The sequence below is a fragment of the Sulfurimonas lacustris genome, from assembly GCF_059705355.1.
Genome location: NZ_AP046125.1, coordinates 1,212,295 through 1,232,254 on the forward strand (window position 1 = coordinate 1,212,295; position 19,960 = coordinate 1,232,254).

The following is a 19,960-nucleotide window of genomic DNA, read 5'->3' on the forward strand; positions in this document are numbered from 1 at the left end:
ATTCTAGCCATTTTAGAGTGCAAAAGGCAAAAAGTGAAGAAAAAAGTAGTTGTTATCGGCGGCGGATATGGCGGGCTTCGTGCTGTTGAGCATTTGGCTCTTCAAGCGGATATGGATGTAACACTTATAGATGCACACCCTTATCACTATCTTCAAACAGAGGCGTATGGCTATATAGCGGGGCGATTTGATCTGCATGATGTGGTTATAGACCTGCAAGACTGGTGCAGCGGTTTTAAGAAAAAGGTAACTTTTATTTACGACCATGCGACGGATATTGACTTTGCATCGCAAAAGGTCAAGCTTTGCAGCAGCGAGGTTGCTTACGACTATCTTATCATCGCAACGGGGGCAAGAACAAACTTCTTCTCTTTTATAGAGGGGCTGAGAGAGCATAGTTTTGGGGTAAAAAGTCTTCATAGAGCACACAATTTCCGTGCTGAATTTGAAAAAATCATCTACAAAAAACTTCAAAATGAGGATGATGCGCAAGAGATAAACCTCGCAATAGGCGGAGCTGGTCTAAGCGGTGTGGAAGTAGCGGCGGAGATGGCAAATGTGGTTGCGGTCTATAAAAAGACGCTTGGTAACAGAGTGGCGAGTGTCAAAATCCATCTTATCGACGCAAGCAAGACGATTTTACCCGGAATGAGCGATTTTTTGGTGCAAAGTACGCATAAACGGCTCAAATCACTTGGTGTGCATATCTTGACAGATGCATTTATCCAAAAGATGGATGACTCGTTTATCTACTTCAACAATGGCGATACACTTGCGTACCATTTTATGATTTTTACGGGTGGTATCAAAGCATCGGATTTAAATGAGACGATAGATGTGCAAAAAAATAGAATCTTGCAGTTTTTGCCAGATGAGAAGCTAAACATCGGTAGTTATGAGAATGTTTTTGCCGTAGGTGACTGTGTAGAGATAAGAGATGCAAACGGGCGCATTCTCCCTCCAACAGCGCAAACTGCCGAGAGAAGTGCGGAGTATGCGGCAGAGGCCATCCGCAAAAAAATAGACAAGCAAGAGATAAAACCTTTTGATGCAAAAGTGCTTGGGGTTTTTATCGCTCTTGGTGGACGCTATGCGAGCGGAGAGCTTTTTGGCACTATAAAAGTAACAGGATACAGTGCCTATCTGCTCAAAAAAGCCATCACATACGCCTACTACCTCGGACTAAAGCTTCGTCTCAATACGGGTTATAAAAACAGAACCAAAACGCTCTAAATCTTCTCCCAAAATGTGCCTTGCGGTGTGTCCATGATGCTCACGCCGTAAACTAAAATCGCATCACGGATTTTATCTGACGTTGCAAAATCTTTTGCTTTTTTTGCCTCGTCTCTTTGCATGATGAGTGCGTTAATTTTCTCTTTTGTCGCCTCATCTACCCCGAGCTGAAAATACTCAAACGGGTTTTTTCCTCCAAAACCCAAAACTTCATCGATGTAAGCGAGGTTTGAGAGCGTTTGGGTTTTAAGCTCTTTGTGTTTTCCTGTCGTGTCAAGCGTCTCATTTGCTTTTGCAATCATCGCATCCACAAGTGCCAAAGAAGCGGAGATGTTTAAATCATCGCTGAGTGCTTCTAAAAGCTCCTCTTGAAAAGCGGTTTTTACAGGCTCATAAGCTAAACCAAAAAGACGTTTTTTTAGTCTGTAAATCTTATCTAAACGCTTTTTGGAAGCTGCCAAATCTTCGGTGTTGAAGTTAAAATTGCTTCTGTAGTGCGTACTTAGGAGATAAAAGCGCAAAACCTCGCCGTCATAAACTTTAAGCGCATCTTTGAGAAAAAAGCTATTTCCAAGGCTCTTGCTCATCTTTTCGCCGTCTATGTTGACAAAACCGTTGTGCATCCAGTAGTTTGCGAGTGTATGGTTAGTAGCGCATCTGGTCTGTGCCGCTTCGTTTTCATGGTGTGGAAAGAGCAAATCCGCTCCGCCGCCATGGATGTCAACGGCGAACTTTGCATCAGGTTTTGCCAAATGTTTCTCTATCATAGCAGAACACTCCACGTGCCAACCAGGGCGACCTTTGCCAAATGGAGAGTCAAAAGTCACGGTGTCATCTTTTACGCTTTTCCAAAGAGCAAAATCTGCGGAGTTTCTCTTCTGGGATGAACTCTCAACTCTGTTTTGTTTTTCGCTCTCCTCTTGAGCTCTGTGGGAAATGCTTAGATAGTCGCTATCGCTTGATGTATCAAAATAAACATCGCCATCAGCGGTAGTGTAAGCGTGTTTTGAGTCTATGAGCTTTTGGATGAGTGCGAACATCGCCTCAAGAGATTCTGTAGCTTTTGGCTCTACATCTGGGCGTGAAATGCCCAGTTGCGCCATCTCTTTATGGTATGCCTCCGTATAAAAGTCCGTAATCTCTTTTATCTCTCTTTTTTGTTCAACGGCTTTTTTGATGATTTTGTCATCAATATCAGTAATGTTGCTCGCATACGTCACATCGTAACCGTTAGCCTTTAAAACACGGGTGAGAAGGTCAAAAACCAAAGCACTCTTTGCATGCCCCAAATGCGCATCATCATAAACCGTCGGGCCGCAAACATAAAGGGAGACTTTGTTGTCATCTTGCGGGATAAACTCCCGTTTTGTTTTTTGTACTGAATCAAATATATACACTGATAAAATCCTTAAAAAGAAGAAGTAAAACCGTTAAAACAACAGAGCCACCTAAAAGATAGATAGCGTTTTTGGATGCAACTATGGCGTAAAAGTTTTTTACACCAAACGCCTTGATGGTCATGCCAAAGCCTACAAAACCGCTGATAGTGCCTGCTAGTGCCAAACCGCTTGCTCCCATTGGGGTGATAAGTGCGAGTGCGCTAAAAATGTAAAAAAGAAGGGAGTAGGTCGCTATCTTTGCGGCTCTCATCTGTTGTTCGTTGGCATAGAGCCAGAGTAAAAAGAGTTTTTGCAGTCCAAGCGGGAGCAGTCCTATCATGTACATTTGAAGCACGGATGCAGTTACAAGTGTGTCGTTTGCTCCAAAAGAGCCACGCTCAAAAAGTAGCCATATTATTTCATATGAGAGAATATATCCGCCAATGGTGCTGGCAGTGAGCAGATATGCCAAAAACCAAAAAGCACGCTGCATGTACGCTCTTGCTTTTTGCTCATCATTGTTTTTGATATAGCGTGCTATGCTAGGAAAGAGTGCGATGGAGGTGGCGATAGCAAAGATGGCAAGGGGGAGCTGAAAGATGCGGTTGCCGTAGTAGAGGTAGCTGATAGAGCCGGAAGCCAAAAAAGAGGCTAAAAAGGTATCTAAAAAAGCACTCACTTGTGGTGTAGAGTTGCCCCACATGGCAGGAAAAAACTGCTTTTTAAATTTTTGTGTCTCCACTTTTACATAGTTAGCTTTTTGTCTAAAATATTTTAACCCACCCGCCAAAGGTTTCCAAAGCCCGAGATTGTGCAGTGCCACAAGATGGGAGAGTAGCTGTAAAATCCCGCCTATAACTACCCCAAAACTAAGATAATAGACGATTTGGCTATGGCTTTTATCTTGCGAGAGATAGAGTGCGCCGATGAGCGAGATGTTAAGAAGTGCAGTGGAAAAAGCGGTGGTGGCAAAATGGCGTTTGTACTGCAACATGGCACTTAAAAATGTTACCGCAAAGATGAGCGGAAGATACCAAAAGTTGATGGCAACATAGGGAGCGGCGAGTTCTATCGTTGCTGCGTCAAAACCAACCGCTATAACTTCTGTCGCTAAGGATGGTAGGATATTTACAAGAAGTGTGAGTGTCAGGATGATGGACAAAAAGAGCAAAAAGATATTTGCGCCAAAGACACCTTTGTGTTTTGAGTGGGCATAAGCGGGGATAAAAACCTGTGTAAAAGCTCCCTCTGCAAAGATGCGGCGGAAGAGATTTGGAAGTTTAAAAGCGACAAAAAAAATGTCAGAGTATATATTTGCTCCGAGAGCCGAAGCGGTAAGCATATCTCGCAAAAATCCTAAAACTCTTGAAAATAAAATGCCAAAACTGTTGGTGAAAATCGCTTTAAACATAGGCTTCTTTATATTTTTACGAGATTTTAACAAATCTTTGATTAAAATGGAGAGTTTAATTTTTTGAAAAATTTAAGTTTAGGCAAAAAAATGGGATTATTTAGTTCAAACACCAGCAAAGAACAAACTGTCAATAAAATTCGCCCTACTGTTGTAAAAACTCAAAATGTTGCCAAAGAGTTGATGGAGACGGCAAAGAGAAACAATGTTCATGCTAATTCGTTGGACTTTGACATCTTGGAGGTAAAGACATATACAAGAGTCAACACAGAGAAGATGGAGTCTGACTGGGAAGAGATCGGTGCAAGTGAGTTGCATGAGCTTGATGACGCTACAGCTATTTTAAACAAAAATTTTCAAATCAAACAAGTTTACGAGATAGAGATTTATACAAAAAACGAAAATGATATTTTTAAAAATTTTCATGCGGCAGTGGGTGCCAACGCTACAAAATGCAAAGTCTATCTTAGCGTAAAAGAGGGCTCTGAGGTCGCAACAGTTCCTAAGTTTGAAGATGAGTTTTTAAGATACATCAACAAAAGCAAGATTCGTGCAGGGATTCTTGTGGGGATGTTCGATGAGATGGTCTTTGATGTGATCTCAAGAGCTTCTGCACTAGCAAAAGTGGGTGGCGTGATAAAGTATGAGAAAAACCAAACGATTCTTATCGCTGAAGCCTATGAGCCAACACCTACTATTAATGATGCCTTTCTCAAACATTTTGAAAAAGAGGGCGCTGCTACTGGAGAACATGAAAAAGTGGACTACTCTAAACGTGGATTTATCCATAGTGTGCTTGAGGGAGATACTCTCTTAGAGTACATAAAACCACGTAAAGGCAAGGCGGGGAGAAATTGTCGCGGTGAGTATATGGAGCCGACAGAACCTCTTGTAAAGTACGCACCAGATTTTAGCGTTGATGAGACCATTGAGGTGATTGACAACGTTGAAAACATTCTTTATCGTGCCAAAAGAAGCGGATATATCAGTTTAGAAGCGGGTAAATACCAGATAAAATCAGATATGGATGTTGGTGAAATCTCTTTTAAGACAACTGGTTCTGTATTGACTGGCTTAGGCTCTGATGTTTCACTGAGCGTTAAAGAAAATGACTCCCAAAAAGATGCCATAGGTGCGGGTATGGAAGTGCAAGTAAGCGAGATAGATATCAAAGGAAACGTAGGTCCAAACTCCAAAGTGTATGCCAACAGAGCTACCGTAGAGGGGCAGACGCACAAAACATCTCACATAACAGCCAATGATTTGACCATCAATATCCATAAAGGGTTCGCTTCAGGAGACAACATCAAGATAACCAGACTAGAACATGGTGTAGCAGAGGGAAAAAAAGTTGAAATAACGCAGGCGATGGGTGGGACTATCAGAGCAAAAGATATCGAGATAGGGCAGTGTACATCTTATGTCAAGGCGACAGCTTCACGGCTTATAGAGATTAAAAAGCTTCAGGGGAGCGAAAATATTTTTACTATCGACCCTCTTTTGCAAAAAGAAAAAAATGAGGATTTTAGTGAGAAAAAACATGAGATTCATGAGCTTCAAACAAGTGTAGATGAGATAAAAAAAGAGATAGACAAATACAAAAAGATGATCAAAGACAACACAGACTCTTTTAATGAAATCAAAAAAAGATTGATGCATTTTAAGCAAAATGGTATCAAGATGCCTGCAGCTTTTGTTGCGAAATATAAACAGCATCTTAAGGCACAGGAGTATTTGGATGGAATCATCAATGAGTATAAAGTCAAAAATGACAAACTTACGCTACTAAATGCAAAAACCACCTCCTTGCAAGAGAATATTTTTGATGCAAGAATCATCAACAGAGATAAATGGATGGGTCATAATGAGCTTATTTTTAAACTTATAGAGCCTCCTATCGAGGTAAGTTACAAGCCATATGAGGGTTCTATGGACAAAATATTTGCTCTTGTGCAGCTAGATGATGGTATGTTTGAGATAAGGGCGGTAAAAGAGTGATAGTAGGTTTAAAGGGCAGAGTGGTTTATAAAGAGCCGTCGTTTGTACATGTGGATGTAAGCGGTGTGGTTTATGAGGTTTTTATCTCATTGCAGAGTTTTTCGGCTCTTAGTGGCGATGAGGTAAAACTTTTTACATCGCATATCATCCGTGAAGATGCACAGCTGCTTTATGGTTTTTTGGAGATAGGTGAAAAAAAACTCTTTGAGCGGCTTATCAAGATAAGTGGGGTTGGTCCTAAAGTTGCTATGGCAATTTGCTCCACGTTTACGCCAGCGCAGTTTGCAACTGTCATCAACAACAAAGATATCAGCGGAGTACAAAGGGTCCCTGGCATCGGTCCAAAGGGCGCAGGGCGGATTTTGGTGGAGCTTAGCGGTTTTGACGTGGAGCTTATGGCAACTCCGAGTGCTGAGCCTCGCAGTCTTGCAGCAGCACAGGCGAGTGAAGCGCTAGAGTCTTTAGGGTTTAAAAAAGAGAAGATTCTCAAAGCCCTGAGTTCTTGTAGCAGCTCCGACACTGCCTCTCTTGTCAAAGAGGCACTCAAACTTTTACAAACAATTTAAAAAAACAAGGATTTATATTGAAATTAACTATTTTATTTGGCGGTGCCAGTTTTGAACATGAAATTAGTATAGTAAGTGCGATAACGCTTAAGCAAAAGCTCACAAAGTTTGAACTAAGTTTTGTTTTTTGTGACCAAGACCACAGTTTTTATCTTATACCATCAGAGAAGATGAAAGCAGTGACTTTCTCAAAGGGTGAGTACAAAAAAATGCCTAAACTTTCCCTCTCTCACGGTGCGTTTGTGCAAAAAGGTCTTTTTAGCTCTACGGAGGTAAGCGGAACTGTTTTGAACCTTATCCATGGGGCGGATGGCGAAGATGGAAGCATTGCGGCACTTCTTGACTTTTTTGCCATCAAATATATCGGTCCACGCATGGATGCAAGTGTTTTCTCTTATGACAAAAGATATACAAAATGGCTCTGCAATGCACGTGGTGTTAAGGCGGTAGAGTCGCAAGAACTAAGCAAAAGCGAACACAGCAATCTTAAAATCGCCTATCCGCTTATCGTTAAACCATCACGTCTTGGAAGCTCAATCGGGGTAAGTATTGTAAGAGAAGAGAGCAAGCTTGACTATGCACTTGACACGGCTTTTGAGTATGATAATTCGGTAATAGTCGAACCTTTTTTAGAGGGTGTCAAAGAGTACAATCTTGCAGGTTTTAGAGCGGATGGGAAGTTCTACTTCTCTATCGTTGAAGAGCCTCAAAAAGAGGAATTTTTGGATTTTGAGAAGAAGTATATGGACTTCTCACGCAGCGGAGATGTCGCAAGTGCGGAGATTTCAAAAGAGCTTGAGATGAAACTTAGAGCAAATTTTGAAAAGGTGTATGAAAATCTTTTTGAGGGTGCGCTTATACGATGTGACTTTTTTGTAGTGGGCGGCGAGGTCTATCTCAACGAGATAAACCCTATCCCAGGGTCGATGGCAAACTACCTTTTTGAAGATTTTAACGCCTCTATAGAGATACTCATCAACTCTCTTACGCATGCAAAAAGAGCAAAAGTAGGCTATGACTATATCCACTCCATCTCCAAAGCAAAAGGGAAATAATGGCTCTAAAGTCCATTTTGTTTCATCATCACACACTAGATATCAGTTATGAGATACTCAATCCTGATGCCAAGATAGACATGATAATCCTGCACGGTTGGGGAAGCAACAAAGCTTTGATGAAAAGCACATTTGCGCCATATATGGATGCTTTTCGTCATATTTACATTGATTTACCCGGGTTTGGCGGCTCAACTTGCAACCTCGCACTCACTACTCAAGACTATGCAAGAATCATAGAGCTTTTGATGGTTCATCTAAACGCTTCTAAAGATATCATCGTCGGACACTCTTTTGGCGGCAAAGTGGCTCTTTTACTAGAGCCACAGGTGCTTGTTCTGCTCTCAAGTGCGGGGATTTATGTCTCAAAATCACTCAAAGTAAGAGCAAAAATCGCACTTTTCAAGTTTTTAAAACTCTTTGGTTTGGCGAAATTTAGAGAGTTTTTTGTGGCAAATGATGCGAAAAAACTAAGTGAGCCGATGTATCAAACCTTTAAAAATGTCGTCAATGAGGATTTTTCCAAAGAGTTTGCTGCATTTGAGGGAAAAGCACTCTTGTGTTGGGGCAAAGAGGACACAGCAACACCTATAAGCAGTGCAAAAAAGATAGAAAAACTCATCCCAGATGCAACGCTTAAAGTCTATGATGGAGACCACTACTTTTTTATGCACCACGCTAAAGATGTAGCGGCAAATGTAGAAAAAACATTTTTAAAAACATTGGAGCATAACTAATGCAAGAGTATGAGATTTTTTTGTCATTTGTAACAAATGTTTTGTTTGTAACCACGCTTGGATGGTATCTCATAACCAACCTTCAGTGGTATGACTACAAGATTTCACGTGTAGTTTTGAAGCACCATAAGCCCCATTGGCATGCTCTTTACTTTATCATTCCCTTTGTAGCCTACTACACAACAGGCACTTTTTTTGCTATCTTTTTTTATTTTGCGATTTTGCCATCCCTTTTTATGTGGCAGAAAAAGCTCGATAAAAAGCTGGTTTTAACATGGAGAGTAAAGCGATTTTTGATACTGCTTCTCTCTTTGACTATTTTTCAAAATGTCCTCTGTACACTCAAAGAGGCATGTGAAGTTTACGGTGTTTTCATGCCGCTTTTCATGGCATACGTTGGAAGCTTTGCGATAGAGAGATTTCTTTTTGAAGCATTTAAGAGAGAGGCGAAAAAGAAACTCTCTTCTATGCAAAACCTCCAAATCATCGCTATCACGGGAAGTTACGGCAAGACAAGCATCAAAAACTTTGTAGCGCAGATTTTAAGTAAAAAGTACAAAGTCTATGCAACGCCTAGAAGTGTAAACACTCTTGGCGGCATCATGCGTGATGTCAACGAATCTCTGCCACAAGATACTCAGATTTATGTTTGCGAAGCAGGGGCTAGAGAGAGCGGCGATATCTATGACATCACTACTTTTTTAGAGCCTCAGAGTGTTGTTGTGGGCAAAGTCGGTTTGGCACACGTAGAGTACTTTAAGAGTTTACAAAACATCATCGCCACAAAACTAGAGATTATGAAATCTCCGAGATTAGAGCGTGCATTTATCCACACAAGCGTGACAAATGAGCCGCATGTTAAAGTCACTTTTTTTGGCGATGAGATACAAAATATCAACGCAGGACTTGATGGAACGGACTTTGAACTCTATATTGATGGAGAAAAGATATCACTTCACACGAACGTATTAGGTGCATTTCAAACGATGAATATCGCCGTAGCGGTACGCATTGCACGCACTTTTGGCATGAGTAACGAAGAGATAAAAGAAGCAGTATCACAGCTCACTCCTGTACAACACAGACTTCAGATGATAAAAGCAGGCGGCAAACTCATCCTTGATGACGGTTACAACGGAAACATAGACGGAATGCTAGAAGCCGTGCGTCTCTGTTCCCTTCATCATGGAAGAAAAGTCATCATCACCCCTGGGCTTGTCGAGAGCAGCAGTGAACTAAACCTAAAACTCATTGATGCCATAAACAACACCTTTGACATAGCCATAGTAACAGGCGCACTCAACGCAGAACTTTTCGACAAAAATCTTAAAGTAAAAAACAAAATCATGCTAAGCGACAAATCAAAAATCCAAGAGGTTCTGATATCGCAAACAAAAGCAGGCGATATCATACTTTTTGCAAATGATGCGCCGAATTTTATATAATGCAACTCATCGATAGAGCAATCAAATACCTCGGTTACTTTACCGCTTTTGTTCTCTCTCTTCTTGTTTTGTTAGTTGTTTATGATGCGTTGGCTAGGTATCTTTTCTCTAGCGGTTCGGTGGCGTTGCAGGAGTTGGAGTGGCATCTTTTTGATGTTGTTATCTTGCTTGGGATAGCGTATGCACTTAGAGAAGATGCGCATGTTCGTGTCGATGTCTTCTATGCTTCTTATTCGCAAAAGACAAAAGCGTTGCTTGGTGTTATCTCCTCTTTGTTTTTTGTTCTCCCTTTTTCTCTGCTTCTTGTCTATATTGGGGTTGATTTTGTCGCTATGAGTTTTGCGCAAAACGAGGCATCTTCCGACCCTGGGGGACTGGAGTATCGCTTTTTGGTCAAGTCGCTTCTGCCGCTATCCTTTTTATTTTTGGTACTTCAAAGCATAAAAGAGGTGCAGACAAATTTTGCCAAATGGAGGTCGCTATGATAGCTATTTTGATGTTTGTAGTTATTTTGGCACTTTTGATGGTTGGGATTCCTGTTGCTTTTGTTTTTGGGGCGGTCTCCATTGTTTTTGCTTTTTTTATCCCTGAAATCGGCTTTGATATCTTTGCAACACTCCCGTTTCGCATCTACGGCATTATGTCAAACACCACGCTTATCGCCGTTCCGCTTTTTATCGCTATGGGGCTTGTGCTTGAAAAATCGTTGATGGCGGAGAAGCTGCTTGTTGCGATGAGTTCGGCGTTTCGCATGATTCGAGGCGGCTTGGCGGTAAGCGTTGTTTTGGTGGGGGCGATGCTTGCGGCATCCACCGGTGTAGTCTCCGCAAGTGTTGTCATGATGAGCGTTATCGCACTTCCTCTTATGCTTCGTGCTGGGTATGACAAAAGCCTCTCAAGCGGTACAATAGCCGCTAGCGGCACACTCGGGCAAATCATCCCGCCATCCATCATACTTATCATCTTAGGCGATGTGATGAGCGTGAGTGTCGGCGAGCTTTTTATGGGTGCTGTTTTACCGGGGCTTCTTTTGGTTTTGCTCTACATCATCTATATCTTTGTTTTTTCATACCTCAAGCCAGAGGTTGCACCCGTTGCAAAAGATGTAAAAGAGGTGAGTTTTAAGGAGATTTTAGCGGCAGTCACACCACCTCTGCTTTTGATGCTAACCGTGCTTGGAACTATCTTTGCAGGGGTGGCTTCTCCTACCGAATCAGCCGCATTTGGTGTTGTAGGCGCACTTTTGCTTGCAGTAATGAACAAAACACTTAGCTTTGAGATGCTCAAGTATGCAACACTAGAGAGCGTAAAACTTAGCGGCATGATATTTATGATACTCATCGGAGCGACGGCGTTTTCTCTTGTTTTTAACGAACTTGGCGGCAGTGACCTTATACTGGAGTTTTTCTCTCAAGAGATTGGCGATGTCTGGTTTTTTATAGCATTTTCTATGCTGGTTATCTTTATTCTTGGGTTTTTTATCGATTTTATAGAGATAAGTTTTATCGTCGTTCCCATTTTAGTCCCTGTTATGCACGCCTTTGGCATCGACCCTGTTTGGTTTGGCGTTCTCATCGCACTCAACCTGCAAGCCTCGTTTCTAACGCCGCCTTTTGGGCTTTCGCTTTTTTTCTTAAAAGGAGCCGCAGGAGATAGTGTGACAACCATGCAAATCTATAAAGGCATCGTTCCTTTTATAGTTTTACAGTTTTTGGCACTTATTTTAGTAATGTTGTTTCCAAATCTAGTTTTTGCATTTTTATAAAAAGAGGATACGATGAAAGATATACTATACGCTCCATGGAGAAGCGAGTACGTGGCAGGCAAAGAGGTGGATGGATGTGTCTTTTGTCACATCAGCCAAAACGCTCCAGAGGATGAGACGCTCCATGTACTCTACCGTGATGAACACTGTTTTATGGTTATGAACCGCTACCCTTACACCCCTGGTCATTTTATGATTATTCCACATCTGCACACCGACAAACTAGAAGAGTTGCCGCAAGAGACATGGCTTCATATGAGCGATTTGGCGCAAAAAGGAGTGCGGCTTTTAAAAGAGGGGTTTGGTGCGCATGGTGTAAACATAGGCATGAACCTTGGTCGTGCAGGCGGAGCAGGGATAGCAGAACACATCCACATGCATCTCGTGCCACGCTGGGAGAGAGACACAAACTTCATCACCGCCATCGGAGAAAATAGGGTTTATTCGACTGATTTTGAGAAGATATACCAAAAAATCAGAGGTTTAGTTCAAAAGTATATCGGGTAGAAATTTTATGCTATAATCTATCTTTTAAAATAGATAAAATATATTTAAATAGCTTAATTTATCTAAAAGGATATATTATGATAGAGCTTATGAGTCCACACGAGATAGCTTCTGAGTTTGTACAGATTATAGAAAAAGAGCGTATCAGACAAGAGATGAGACAAAAAGAGCTCTTTGACGCGGCTGGTATCTCATCTTCTGCGTATGCAAAGTTTTTGAAAAATAAAAACACATCTTTTGAAAATATCATCAAACTTCTTGTAGCACTTGGGATGCATGCCAACATTCAAGGGCTGTTATTTAGCCAAAAGTTTGCTTCCATCGAGGAGATTCGAGAGGCAAAAGCTAAAAAACGCAAACTTAGGGTTAAAAAGGCAAAAGATGCAAACTAAACTCACAGAGATTGATGCGTTTGTTTACGGTCAAAAAATCGGCACGCTCATCTACCATCAAGGCGCTATCTACTTTGAGTATGATGCATCGTTTAAAAAATCTTCCATAGAGATTTCGCCGCTAAAGCTTCCTCTTGCTAAAACAACAGGAGTTTATACAAATCCAGACAATTTTTATCTTTACGGCGGATTGGCAGGCGTGTTTTTTGATTCGCTTCCTGACAAGCATGGAATGGCTTTTATAGATACCTATTTTTCAAAAAAAGGTCTTAAGCAAAACCAGATTACACTTTTGCATAAACTGGCATTTATAGGCGACAGAGGGATGGGAGCCATAGAATACCGCCCTAAAGAGCATGAAGATAATCAGAGTGTTTTAGATGTATTGGACGCAAAAGATGCCTATGAGAGTATGAAAAAGATTTTAAACGATAAAGATGAGATAAGCTCCATAGAGAGTTTTATGAACATTATCGACAGTGTCTCTCCGCTTGGCGGCGGCAGACCTAAGATGCTCATCACCTACAACCCCCAAACCAAAACGCTAAGATTTAACACAAAAACCATACCTCATGGCTACAAGAGAGCGATTATAAAATTTGATGAAATCTACTATGAGAAGGAGAGCCTCAATTTTACAAAACTAGAGTATATCTATATGCTTATGGCAAAAGAGTGCGGGATTATAGTACCGCCTATTTACTTGCATGAAGAAAATGGAGAACACCATCTCATAATAAAGCGGTTTGACAGAGATGCTGATGATGAGAAGTTGCACATCGCTACCGCATCGGCTCTTATGCACATTGACATCTCAGTGCCTCAAAGCAGTTCGTATGAGCAGTTGTTTGCGCTTACAAGAGCGCTTTGCAATAGCCAACTTGAGATTGAGCAGCTATTTCGTCGCATGCTCTTTAATGCGCTTTCTTATAACTTTGACGACCATACAAAAAACTTCTCGTATATCATGGATAGATTTGGCAAATGGAGGCTTTCTCCAGCTTACGACATAACCTACTCTAAAGGGTTGGCAACACAGCACATCACTACCATCAATGCTAAAGGGCTAGATTTTACAAGAGATGACTTTTACGCCATTGCACAAAACCAGAGTATCAAAAAAAGCAGAGTAGATGCCATGCTTAGAGAGATTTTAACAGTGTTAGAGTCATTTCAAGAGCGTGCCAAAGCGATAGGGATAGATGCTAAAACCATCAAAGAGTGTAGTGATGATATGCAAAGACAAAGAGAGCTTTTAGGTTTTCCTTATTGATACAGGCATGTGCAAAGCTCTCAAAGATGAACGATGTGATAAAAGAGCAATACAGAAAAGCTCTACTAAAATACCACAAGCTCGATACGCTGGCGATGGGGGAAGCTTTGAAAAAATTAATGAAGAGTACTGTTTTTTTTCAATATTGACAATAATCATTCTAAAAGCTATGATTTACTAAAAGACAACAAGGAGCTTAAATGACAACAATAGTTGGTATTCGAGATTTGGCAAGAAATATTGATAAATTGCAAATGTATGATTTTGTTGATATAGAAGATAAAAAGACTCATGAGTATAAAGGTCTTTTTCTCTCTCCCTCTTATGCCAAAGAGTTTAAAGAGTATTTGGAGAAAAAATCACAAAAAGAGAAAGAAGAGAAGCTCTCAAGACTTAAAAAGTATGCAGGTAGCGGCACGATAGACGACAAATATGCCAACCTCTCCTCAAAAGAGATAAAAGAAGTAGTTGTGTTGGAAAAAAACTCATGAATAGGAAAATCTTTTTAGATACAAATGTCGTCGCTGACATAATCGATGCTGCAAGAGCAGGGCATCAAAAAGCTATGGAGCTTGTAGAAAAAGCCATCTACGATGATGTTGTACTGTGCCTAAGTGAAGATATATTGACAACACTTTTTTACATTTCAAAAGAGAAAGTAAAAACGTTGGAATTTTTTAAAAATGTTGTTTTTGTGGATTGGGAGATTTTAAATTTTAGCAAAGAGACACTTTATGAGGGTGTAGAACTTGCACAAAACGGCAATTTGGACTTAGAAGATGTGCTGCAATGTTTATGTGCAAAACATGGCGGCTGCATGGCTATTGTTACAAATGACAACAAATTTTTCGATTGCGGGTTGGAGTTTTTTAGTGTAGAGCAGTTTTTACATGCTCCTAAAGCCACCCTCGATTTTTAAAGTAAATAAGCGGTATAACTCCCGAGAGTATCATCGCACCCAAAGAGAGTGGGTAGCCTAGCGTCCAACCTAGTTCTGGCATAAAATGAAAGTTCATTCCGTAGATGCTTGCTATGAGGGTGGGTGGCATAAGGACGACGTTTGCGACTGTGAAGAGTTTGATGATTTTGTTCTGTTCTATGCTTGTTTGTGCCAAAAAGAGGTTTTGGAGGTTTTCAAGCGTGCTGTCGTTCATGGCGATAAACTCGACTAGAGAGTTGATGTCTCGCATCATGATAAAGAGGTCTTCTTTGATGGTTTGAGGCGGTTTTGATGATTTTGCCATGGCAGTTAGAATGCGTCTTTTGTCAAAAACTCCCTGTCTGATTTTTAGAGTAAACTCCTGAAGCGTTGCTATCTTTTTGAGTGTTTCGGTGGATTTGACATCTGATTCTAGGAGCAGTTTTTTTCTTATCTCGTCACTCTCTCTTGAAGCGTACTCAAGCAAATCGGCATCTTGGTCTATGCGTATGTCAAAAATCTGCATAAAAATCTCATATCCGCTACTAAGCTCTTTTTGGTTTTGTGCAACCATTTTGTGTACGGTGTCAAAGGTTCTAAGCTCACTCTCACGGATACTAAAGAGGGTGTTTTCTTTGATGACAAATCCCACGCTCTCGTTGTAATGTCCCTTTGCGGTTGCCACAAAAAAGAATGAGATAAAAAAGTAGGAGCTGATGGTAATGGTGTCGTTATCTTCCCAGTAACGTGAACTAAGCTCAATCTCTTCACGCTCAAACTTATCAGGAACATCCACGCCAAACATAGCCTCAACTTTGTCAATCTCCTCTTTTTTCGGTTTGAGCATATCGACCCAGAGAACATCTTTAAGCTCCCCTCTGCCAAGCATCTCCTCAAGTGTCCATACTTGAAACTTATCTTCATGACGTGTGTAAAATCGTACCATCTGCAGCTCCCCGCTCTCTTGCTATGCAATTGTAATCTCAATATCTTAAAATTGCGAAAAAGAGTATGGGAAAACGATGAAAAAAAAAGAAAAACCACAAGATATGTTTGTCAATGATGCTTTTTTAGCAGAACTTTTTGAGCGTTTGCTTGATTTGCGTGAGAAAATCATGGAGGGTATCGACCCAAAGGCTAGTAATATTTCGCTTCTTAACATGAAGCAGTATCTCAATTTGCGAAAATATGACTTTTCGCATCTTCAAGATGACCTAACTAGAGTTGGACTCTCCTCTTTTGGGCGTTCACAGGCGCATATAGAGGCAAGTGTAGATGTCGCACTCAAGATGTTGGCACATGCGTTGGGGCATGATGTAGCACTTAGCAAACCGCATTTAGATTACGAAACATCGCACGCCATCATGGATAAAAACGCTACGATTTTCTCCTCTTCAAGCGATAAAACAAAGATTATGATAACCGTACCCTCGAACTATAATGAAGAGGAGGATTGGTTTACGCCTCTTTGTGAGGAGGGGGTGCATCTCTTTCGTATCAACACCGCGCATGATGATGTAGAAGCGTGGGCGGATATGGCAAGAGAGATAAAAGAGGTAAAAAACAGCGCGCCAAAGATTTATGTTGACCTTGCGGGTCCGAAAATCAGAACCGTTTTAGAGAAATCCAAAAAAGATGAGAAGATAAGAGTTTTTTATGGCGATAAAATCCTCATCAAAGCAGCCGCACCAGAAAAAACAAAAGCAAAAAAAGGGCGTTACAAAGCAGTCATCGGATGTACTCTGGAGCGACTTGGGAGCATAACGAAAGTCGGCGATGCCGTGTTTGTGGATGATGGCAAAGTGCAGTTTATGGTTGAAGAGATTAACGGAGAAGATATCGTCTGTGTAGTTATGAGCAAGGATGAGAAGGGGAGCAAGATAAAAGATGAAAAGGGCATCAACTTTCCAAACAGCGACATATCCCTAAAAGCAATCAGCGTGCGTGATAAAGAGATTTTATCGAATATCTGTGAGTATGCCGACATTATCGGTATCTCTTTTGCGCAAAGTGCGGATGATGTTTATGAGCTTATAGGCGAGTTGGAGGCGCTTGGAAAGTGCGGAGAGGTGGGAATCGTTGCAAAGATAGAGACGAAAAAAGGTGTCAAAAATCTTCCTTCTATTCTCGAAGCTCTTACAAACTATGGCAATGCGGGCGTGATGATAGCGCGTGGAGATTTAGCCATAGAGATAGGATTTGAAAATTTGGCGTATATGCAACAGGAGATTTTGGATTTGTGCAGTGCCGCACATATGCCTGTTATCTTAGCTACGCAGGTTTTGGAGAGCAAGATGAAGACAAATATCCCAAGCCGTGCAGAGATTTCCGATGTTGCTTTTGCGCATAAAGCGGAGTGCGTGATGCTCAACAAAGGACTTTACACGCTTGAGACAGTCAAGATTTTAAAGACGATTTTTTCGCAGATGGATCTCGTGTTTCGTAAAAACAAACTTCTTTATAACACAAATTTTGAGTGGAAGTAGTAAGGAAATGGAGCTTTAGCCCCGTTAGAAACACTCTGTTTGTTGTAGCAACTAGGCAAGGCCAAAGCCTCGCTTCCAGATTGAATGAAATATCGCTTTCAAGCCAATCTTAGGATAGTGGATGTAAAATGGGCGTAAAACAAGATTAGGAAAAACCGATGAATCTCTTTTCGTACGATATCAATGAAAAATTCAAAAAAAGCGTTGCCTACTTCTCTATGGAGTTTGCAATTGATCAGTCACTCAAAATCTACTCAGGCGGGCTTGGCTTTTTGGCAGGTTCACATATGCGCAGTGCGTATGACCTCAAGCAAAATGTGGTGGGTGTGGGGCTTTTGTGGAGTTTTGGTTACTATGACCAGTCACGCAATGAAGACAGAACGCTCAAACCGCACTACACACGAAAGTTCTACTACTTTTTAGAAGAGCTTAAACAAAAAGTGGTAGTAAAGATAAACAATGTAGATGTTACGGTAAAGGGCTTTTTGCTTCATTCAGAGGTTTTTGGAACAGCTCCTGTTATCTTACTCTCAACTGATACAGATGAAAATGACTACCTATCACGAACCATTACCCATAAACTTTATGACGGCAATCAGCGTACCCGCGTGGCTCAGGAGATAGTTCTTGGCATCGGCGGAGCAAAAATGCTAGAAGCCATCAACCATAAACCCGACATCTACCATATGAACGAAGGGCATGCGCTGCCGCTTGTTTATGAGCTTTATGGCAAACTCGGCGATATGAATGAGGTACGCAAACATGTCGTCTTTACGACGCATACGCCAGAAGCGGCAGGAAATGAGATTCACGATATCCACTTCTTGCACGAGATGGGATTTTTTGGCGGTGTGGATTTGCACCATGTCAGAGTGCTTGGCGGTTATGAGCACGACAACCATTTTAGCCTTACCGTGGGTGCGCTAAGAAGTGCGAAGATAGCAAATGCCGTCTCAAAGATTCACGGCATCATCGCCAATGAGATGTGGTCGGGCGTGGATGGACGATGTGAGATTATCTCCATCACCAACTCTCAAAACAAGAAGTACTGGACAGACAAAACGCTTATCAGGGCGCTGGATGAGCATGAGGATTATGAGGTTTTGGCACGCAAAAAACACCTTAAAAAAGTGCTCTTTGATGTGGTAGCAGACCAGACGGGCAAGATGTTTGACCCAGAGGTTCTCACTATCGTGTGGGCGAGAAGATTTGCTGAGTACAAAAGACCTGGATTGCTCAAATACGACTACGAACGCTTTGTCAAACTCATAACAGACACACAAAAACCCATCCAAATCATCTGGGCAGGAAAGCCTTACCCGACGGATTATGGGGCGATAGAGATGTTTAATGAGCTTATCCAAATGAGCCACCACTTTAAAAATATGGCAGTACTCATTGGGTACGAACTCTCTTTGTCCAAACTGCTCAAACAGGGAAGCGATGTGTGGCTAAACACGCCACGCATCACACGTGAAGCAAGTGGAACAAGCGGCATGACGGCAAGTATGAACGGCTCTATCCACTTCTCCATAGATGATGGTTGGAACCCTGAGTTTGCAAAACATGGCAAAAACGCATTTACCATTCCGCCACTTGACTACAAACTCCAAAACAATGAACAAGACAGAATAGACAATCAAAACATGATGGATATCTTAGAAGAGACCATCATCCCGACCTACTACGACAACCCAAAAGAGTGGGTAGTTATCATGAGAAATGCGATGACGGATGTAGAGATAGAGTTTGACTCTGGGCGCATGGCTACTGAGTATTATGAGAGAATGTTTAACATTTAAAGAGGAGAAACTATGTCATTTGCGATAATGTGTTCAGGCGGCGATGCTCCAGGGATGAACCCCGCCATCAAAAAATTTGTGGATTATGTCTATAAAAAAGGGGAAGTTCCTTACCTTATCTATGACGGACTAGAGGGGTTGATAGACAAAAAGATAAAAAAAGCGACCCACTCGGATGTTTCAGGCATCTTGCACAACGGCGGAACGATGATACGCTCTTCAAGGTCAAAGCGGTTTTTTGAACATAGTTACAGGATGCAAGCCTACTATAACCTTCGAGAATTTGGCATCACAAAGCTTGTTGTACTGGGTGGCGATGGCTCATTTCGCGCGATGGAGAAGTTTAGTTCGGAGTTTGAGATAAACTTTGTCGGCATCCCCTCAACCATAGACAACGACATATACGGAACAGACTACTGCTTGGGGGTGGACACCGCACTCAACGTCATTCGTGATGCGCTTGACAAGATTCGTGATACTGCTTCCTCTTTTAACCGTGCGTTTTTGGTTGAAGTGATGGGGCGGGATTGTGGTTATCTTGCCATCGTTTCAGCTATGATAAGCGGTGCAGAGATTTGTGTCATTCCAGAAGCTCCCTCTATCTCGGATGGACTTGCAAAACGGCTCAAGCAAGAGGTTACAGAGGGTAGAAACTATATCCTTGCTATCGTTGCAGAGGGTACAAAAAAGACGACAGAAGTGCATAAATGGCTTCAAGACGAGATAGGGCTTGAGACAAGAGTAAGCATTTTGGGGCATATCCAACGAGGTGGTAATCCTACTGTTTATGATAGACTTATGGCATTTGACTTTGTTATTTTGGCGGTGGATCACTTGATGGAGCATACAAACTCCAACAAAGTAGCCGTCTATAAAAAAGGCGAATTTGCTTTGATGGAGATAGAAGATGTTGTCAATGGCAAATACAAACTGCCAAAGCGTTACCTCGATGCTCTTAATTTACTTGACTAAAAAAACTCAACACAAAGGAT

At 41.5% G+C, this 19,960-nt stretch carries 19 protein-coding genes; 16 read left to right on the top strand and 3 right to left on the bottom strand.

Going from position 1 to position 19,960, the window contains the following annotated elements; genetic code table 11:
• The first annotated feature begins 33 nt into the window (after positions 1–33).
• Positions 34–1,233: an NAD(P)/FAD-dependent oxidoreductase gene (locus AC6H4V_RS06425; RefSeq protein ID WP_497606181.1), complete on the top strand. Its 1,200-nt coding sequence runs from the start codon at positions 34–36 to the stop codon at positions 1,231–1,233.
• On the opposite strand, the gene cysS is transcribed toward AC6H4V_RS06425, so the two are convergent.
• On the bottom strand, positions 1,230–2,630 hold the full coding sequence (cysS, locus tag AC6H4V_RS06430; RefSeq protein ID WP_497606182.1) for a cysteine--tRNA ligase: 1,401 nt from the start codon (positions 2,628–2,630) through the stop codon (positions 1,230–1,232). The genes AC6H4V_RS06425 and cysS overlap by 4 nt on opposite strands.
• The gene (gene murJ, locus AC6H4V_RS06435; RefSeq protein WP_497606183.1) at positions 2,617–4,023 is read right to left on the bottom strand and encodes a murein biosynthesis integral membrane protein MurJ; all 1,407 of its coding nucleotides are present in this window, start codon (positions 4,021–4,023) and stop codon (positions 2,617–2,619) included. The genes cysS and murJ overlap by 14 nt, the downstream gene beginning before the upstream one ends.
• 90 nt (positions 4,024–4,113) lie before the next feature.
• Here murJ and AC6H4V_RS06440 point away from each other — a divergent pair, with 90 nt between their 5' ends.
• The 12 genes from AC6H4V_RS06440 (at position 4,114) to AC6H4V_RS06495 (ending at position 14,680) form a co-directional block, all read left to right on the top strand.
• Positions 4,114–6,021: a flagellar assembly protein A gene (locus AC6H4V_RS06440; protein ID WP_497606184.1), complete on the top strand. Its 1,908-nt coding sequence runs from the start codon at positions 4,114–4,116 to the stop codon at positions 6,019–6,021.
• The gene (gene ruvA / locus AC6H4V_RS06445; protein WP_497606185.1) at positions 6,018–6,587 is read left to right on the top strand and encodes a Holliday junction branch migration protein RuvA; all 570 of its coding nucleotides are present in this window, start codon (positions 6,018–6,020) and stop codon (positions 6,585–6,587) included. Before AC6H4V_RS06440 ends, ruvA begins: the two co-directional genes overlap by 4 nt.
• Before the next feature lie 17 nt (positions 6,588–6,604).
• On the top strand, positions 6,605–7,642 hold the full coding sequence (locus tag AC6H4V_RS06450) for a D-alanine--D-alanine ligase (RefSeq protein WP_497606186.1): 1,038 nt from the start codon (positions 6,605–6,607) through the stop codon (positions 7,640–7,642).
• Positions 7,642–8,379 (top strand): EstV family lipase, encoded by a 738-nt coding sequence (gene estV / locus AC6H4V_RS06455; RefSeq protein WP_497606187.1) that lies wholly within the window; start codon positions 7,642–7,644, stop codon positions 8,377–8,379. Before AC6H4V_RS06450 ends, estV begins: the two co-directional genes overlap by 1 nt.
• Positions 8,379–9,824 carry a Mur ligase family protein gene (locus AC6H4V_RS06460; RefSeq protein ID WP_497606188.1) on the top strand — a complete coding sequence of 482 codons (1,446 nt, stop codon included), beginning with the start codon at positions 8,379–8,381 and terminating at the stop codon, positions 9,822–9,824. The genes estV and AC6H4V_RS06460 overlap by 1 nt, the downstream gene beginning before the upstream one ends.
• Positions 9,824–10,309 (top strand): TRAP transporter small permease subunit, encoded by a 486-nt coding sequence (locus tag AC6H4V_RS06465; protein ID WP_497606189.1) that lies wholly within the window; start codon positions 9,824–9,826, stop codon positions 10,307–10,309. Before AC6H4V_RS06460 ends, AC6H4V_RS06465 begins: the two co-directional genes overlap by 1 nt.
• Positions 10,306–11,589: a TRAP transporter large permease gene (locus AC6H4V_RS06470; protein ID WP_497606190.1), complete on the top strand. Its 1,284-nt coding sequence runs from the start codon at positions 10,306–10,308 to the stop codon at positions 11,587–11,589. The genes AC6H4V_RS06465 and AC6H4V_RS06470 overlap by 4 nt, the downstream gene beginning before the upstream one ends.
• A 12-nt stretch (positions 11,590–11,601) precedes the next feature.
• Positions 11,602–12,096 carry an HIT family protein gene (locus tag AC6H4V_RS06475; protein ID WP_497606191.1) on the top strand — a complete coding sequence of 165 codons (495 nt, stop codon included), beginning with the start codon at positions 11,602–11,604 and terminating at the stop codon, positions 12,094–12,096.
• Positions 12,097–12,173: 77 nt separating this feature from the next.
• Positions 12,174–12,488 carry a helix-turn-helix domain-containing protein gene (locus tag AC6H4V_RS06480; protein WP_497606192.1) on the top strand — a complete coding sequence of 105 codons (315 nt, stop codon included), beginning with the start codon at positions 12,174–12,176 and terminating at the stop codon, positions 12,486–12,488.
• Entirely contained in the window at positions 12,478–13,761 is a 1,284-nt protein-coding gene (locus AC6H4V_RS06485) for a type II toxin-antitoxin system HipA family toxin (RefSeq protein WP_497606193.1), read from the top strand. Before AC6H4V_RS06480 ends, AC6H4V_RS06485 begins: the two co-directional genes overlap by 11 nt.
• Positions 13,762–13,961: 200 nt before the next feature.
• Positions 13,962–14,252 carry a hypothetical protein gene (locus tag AC6H4V_RS06490; RefSeq protein WP_497606194.1) on the top strand — a complete coding sequence of 97 codons (291 nt, stop codon included), beginning with the start codon at positions 13,962–13,964 and terminating at the stop codon, positions 14,250–14,252.
• The gene (locus tag AC6H4V_RS06495) at positions 14,249–14,680 is read left to right on the top strand and encodes a type II toxin-antitoxin system VapC family toxin (RefSeq protein ID WP_497606195.1); all 432 of its coding nucleotides are present in this window, start codon (positions 14,249–14,251) and stop codon (positions 14,678–14,680) included. The genes AC6H4V_RS06490 and AC6H4V_RS06495 overlap by 4 nt, the downstream gene beginning before the upstream one ends.
• Here the strand turns inward: AC6H4V_RS06495 and corA are convergent.
• Positions 14,658–15,626, bottom strand: coding sequence for a magnesium/cobalt transporter CorA (gene corA, locus AC6H4V_RS06500; protein WP_497606196.1), 969 nt, complete (start codon positions 15,624–15,626; stop codon positions 14,658–14,660). The two genes, AC6H4V_RS06495 and corA, sit on opposite strands and share 23 nt — an antisense overlap.
• A 76-nt stretch (positions 15,627–15,702) precedes the next feature.
• On the opposite strand from corA, the gene AC6H4V_RS06505 reads away from it, so the two are divergent.
• The 3 genes from AC6H4V_RS06505 (at position 15,703) to AC6H4V_RS06515 (ending at position 19,940) form a co-directional block, all read left to right on the top strand.
• Positions 15,703–17,166 carry a pyruvate kinase gene (locus tag AC6H4V_RS06505; RefSeq protein ID WP_497606197.1) on the top strand — a complete coding sequence of 488 codons (1,464 nt, stop codon included), beginning with the start codon at positions 15,703–15,705 and terminating at the stop codon, positions 17,164–17,166.
• 158 nt (positions 17,167–17,324) lie between these two features.
• Positions 17,325–18,968, top strand: coding sequence for an alpha-glucan family phosphorylase (glgP, locus tag AC6H4V_RS06510; RefSeq protein ID WP_497606198.1), 1,644 nt, complete (start codon positions 17,325–17,327; stop codon positions 18,966–18,968).
• A gap of 12 nt (positions 18,969–18,980) precedes the next feature.
• The gene (locus AC6H4V_RS06515; RefSeq protein ID WP_497606199.1) at positions 18,981–19,940 is read left to right on the top strand and encodes a 6-phosphofructokinase; all 960 of its coding nucleotides are present in this window, start codon (positions 18,981–18,983) and stop codon (positions 19,938–19,940) included.
• The last annotated feature ends 20 nt before the right edge of the window (positions 19,941–19,960 follow it).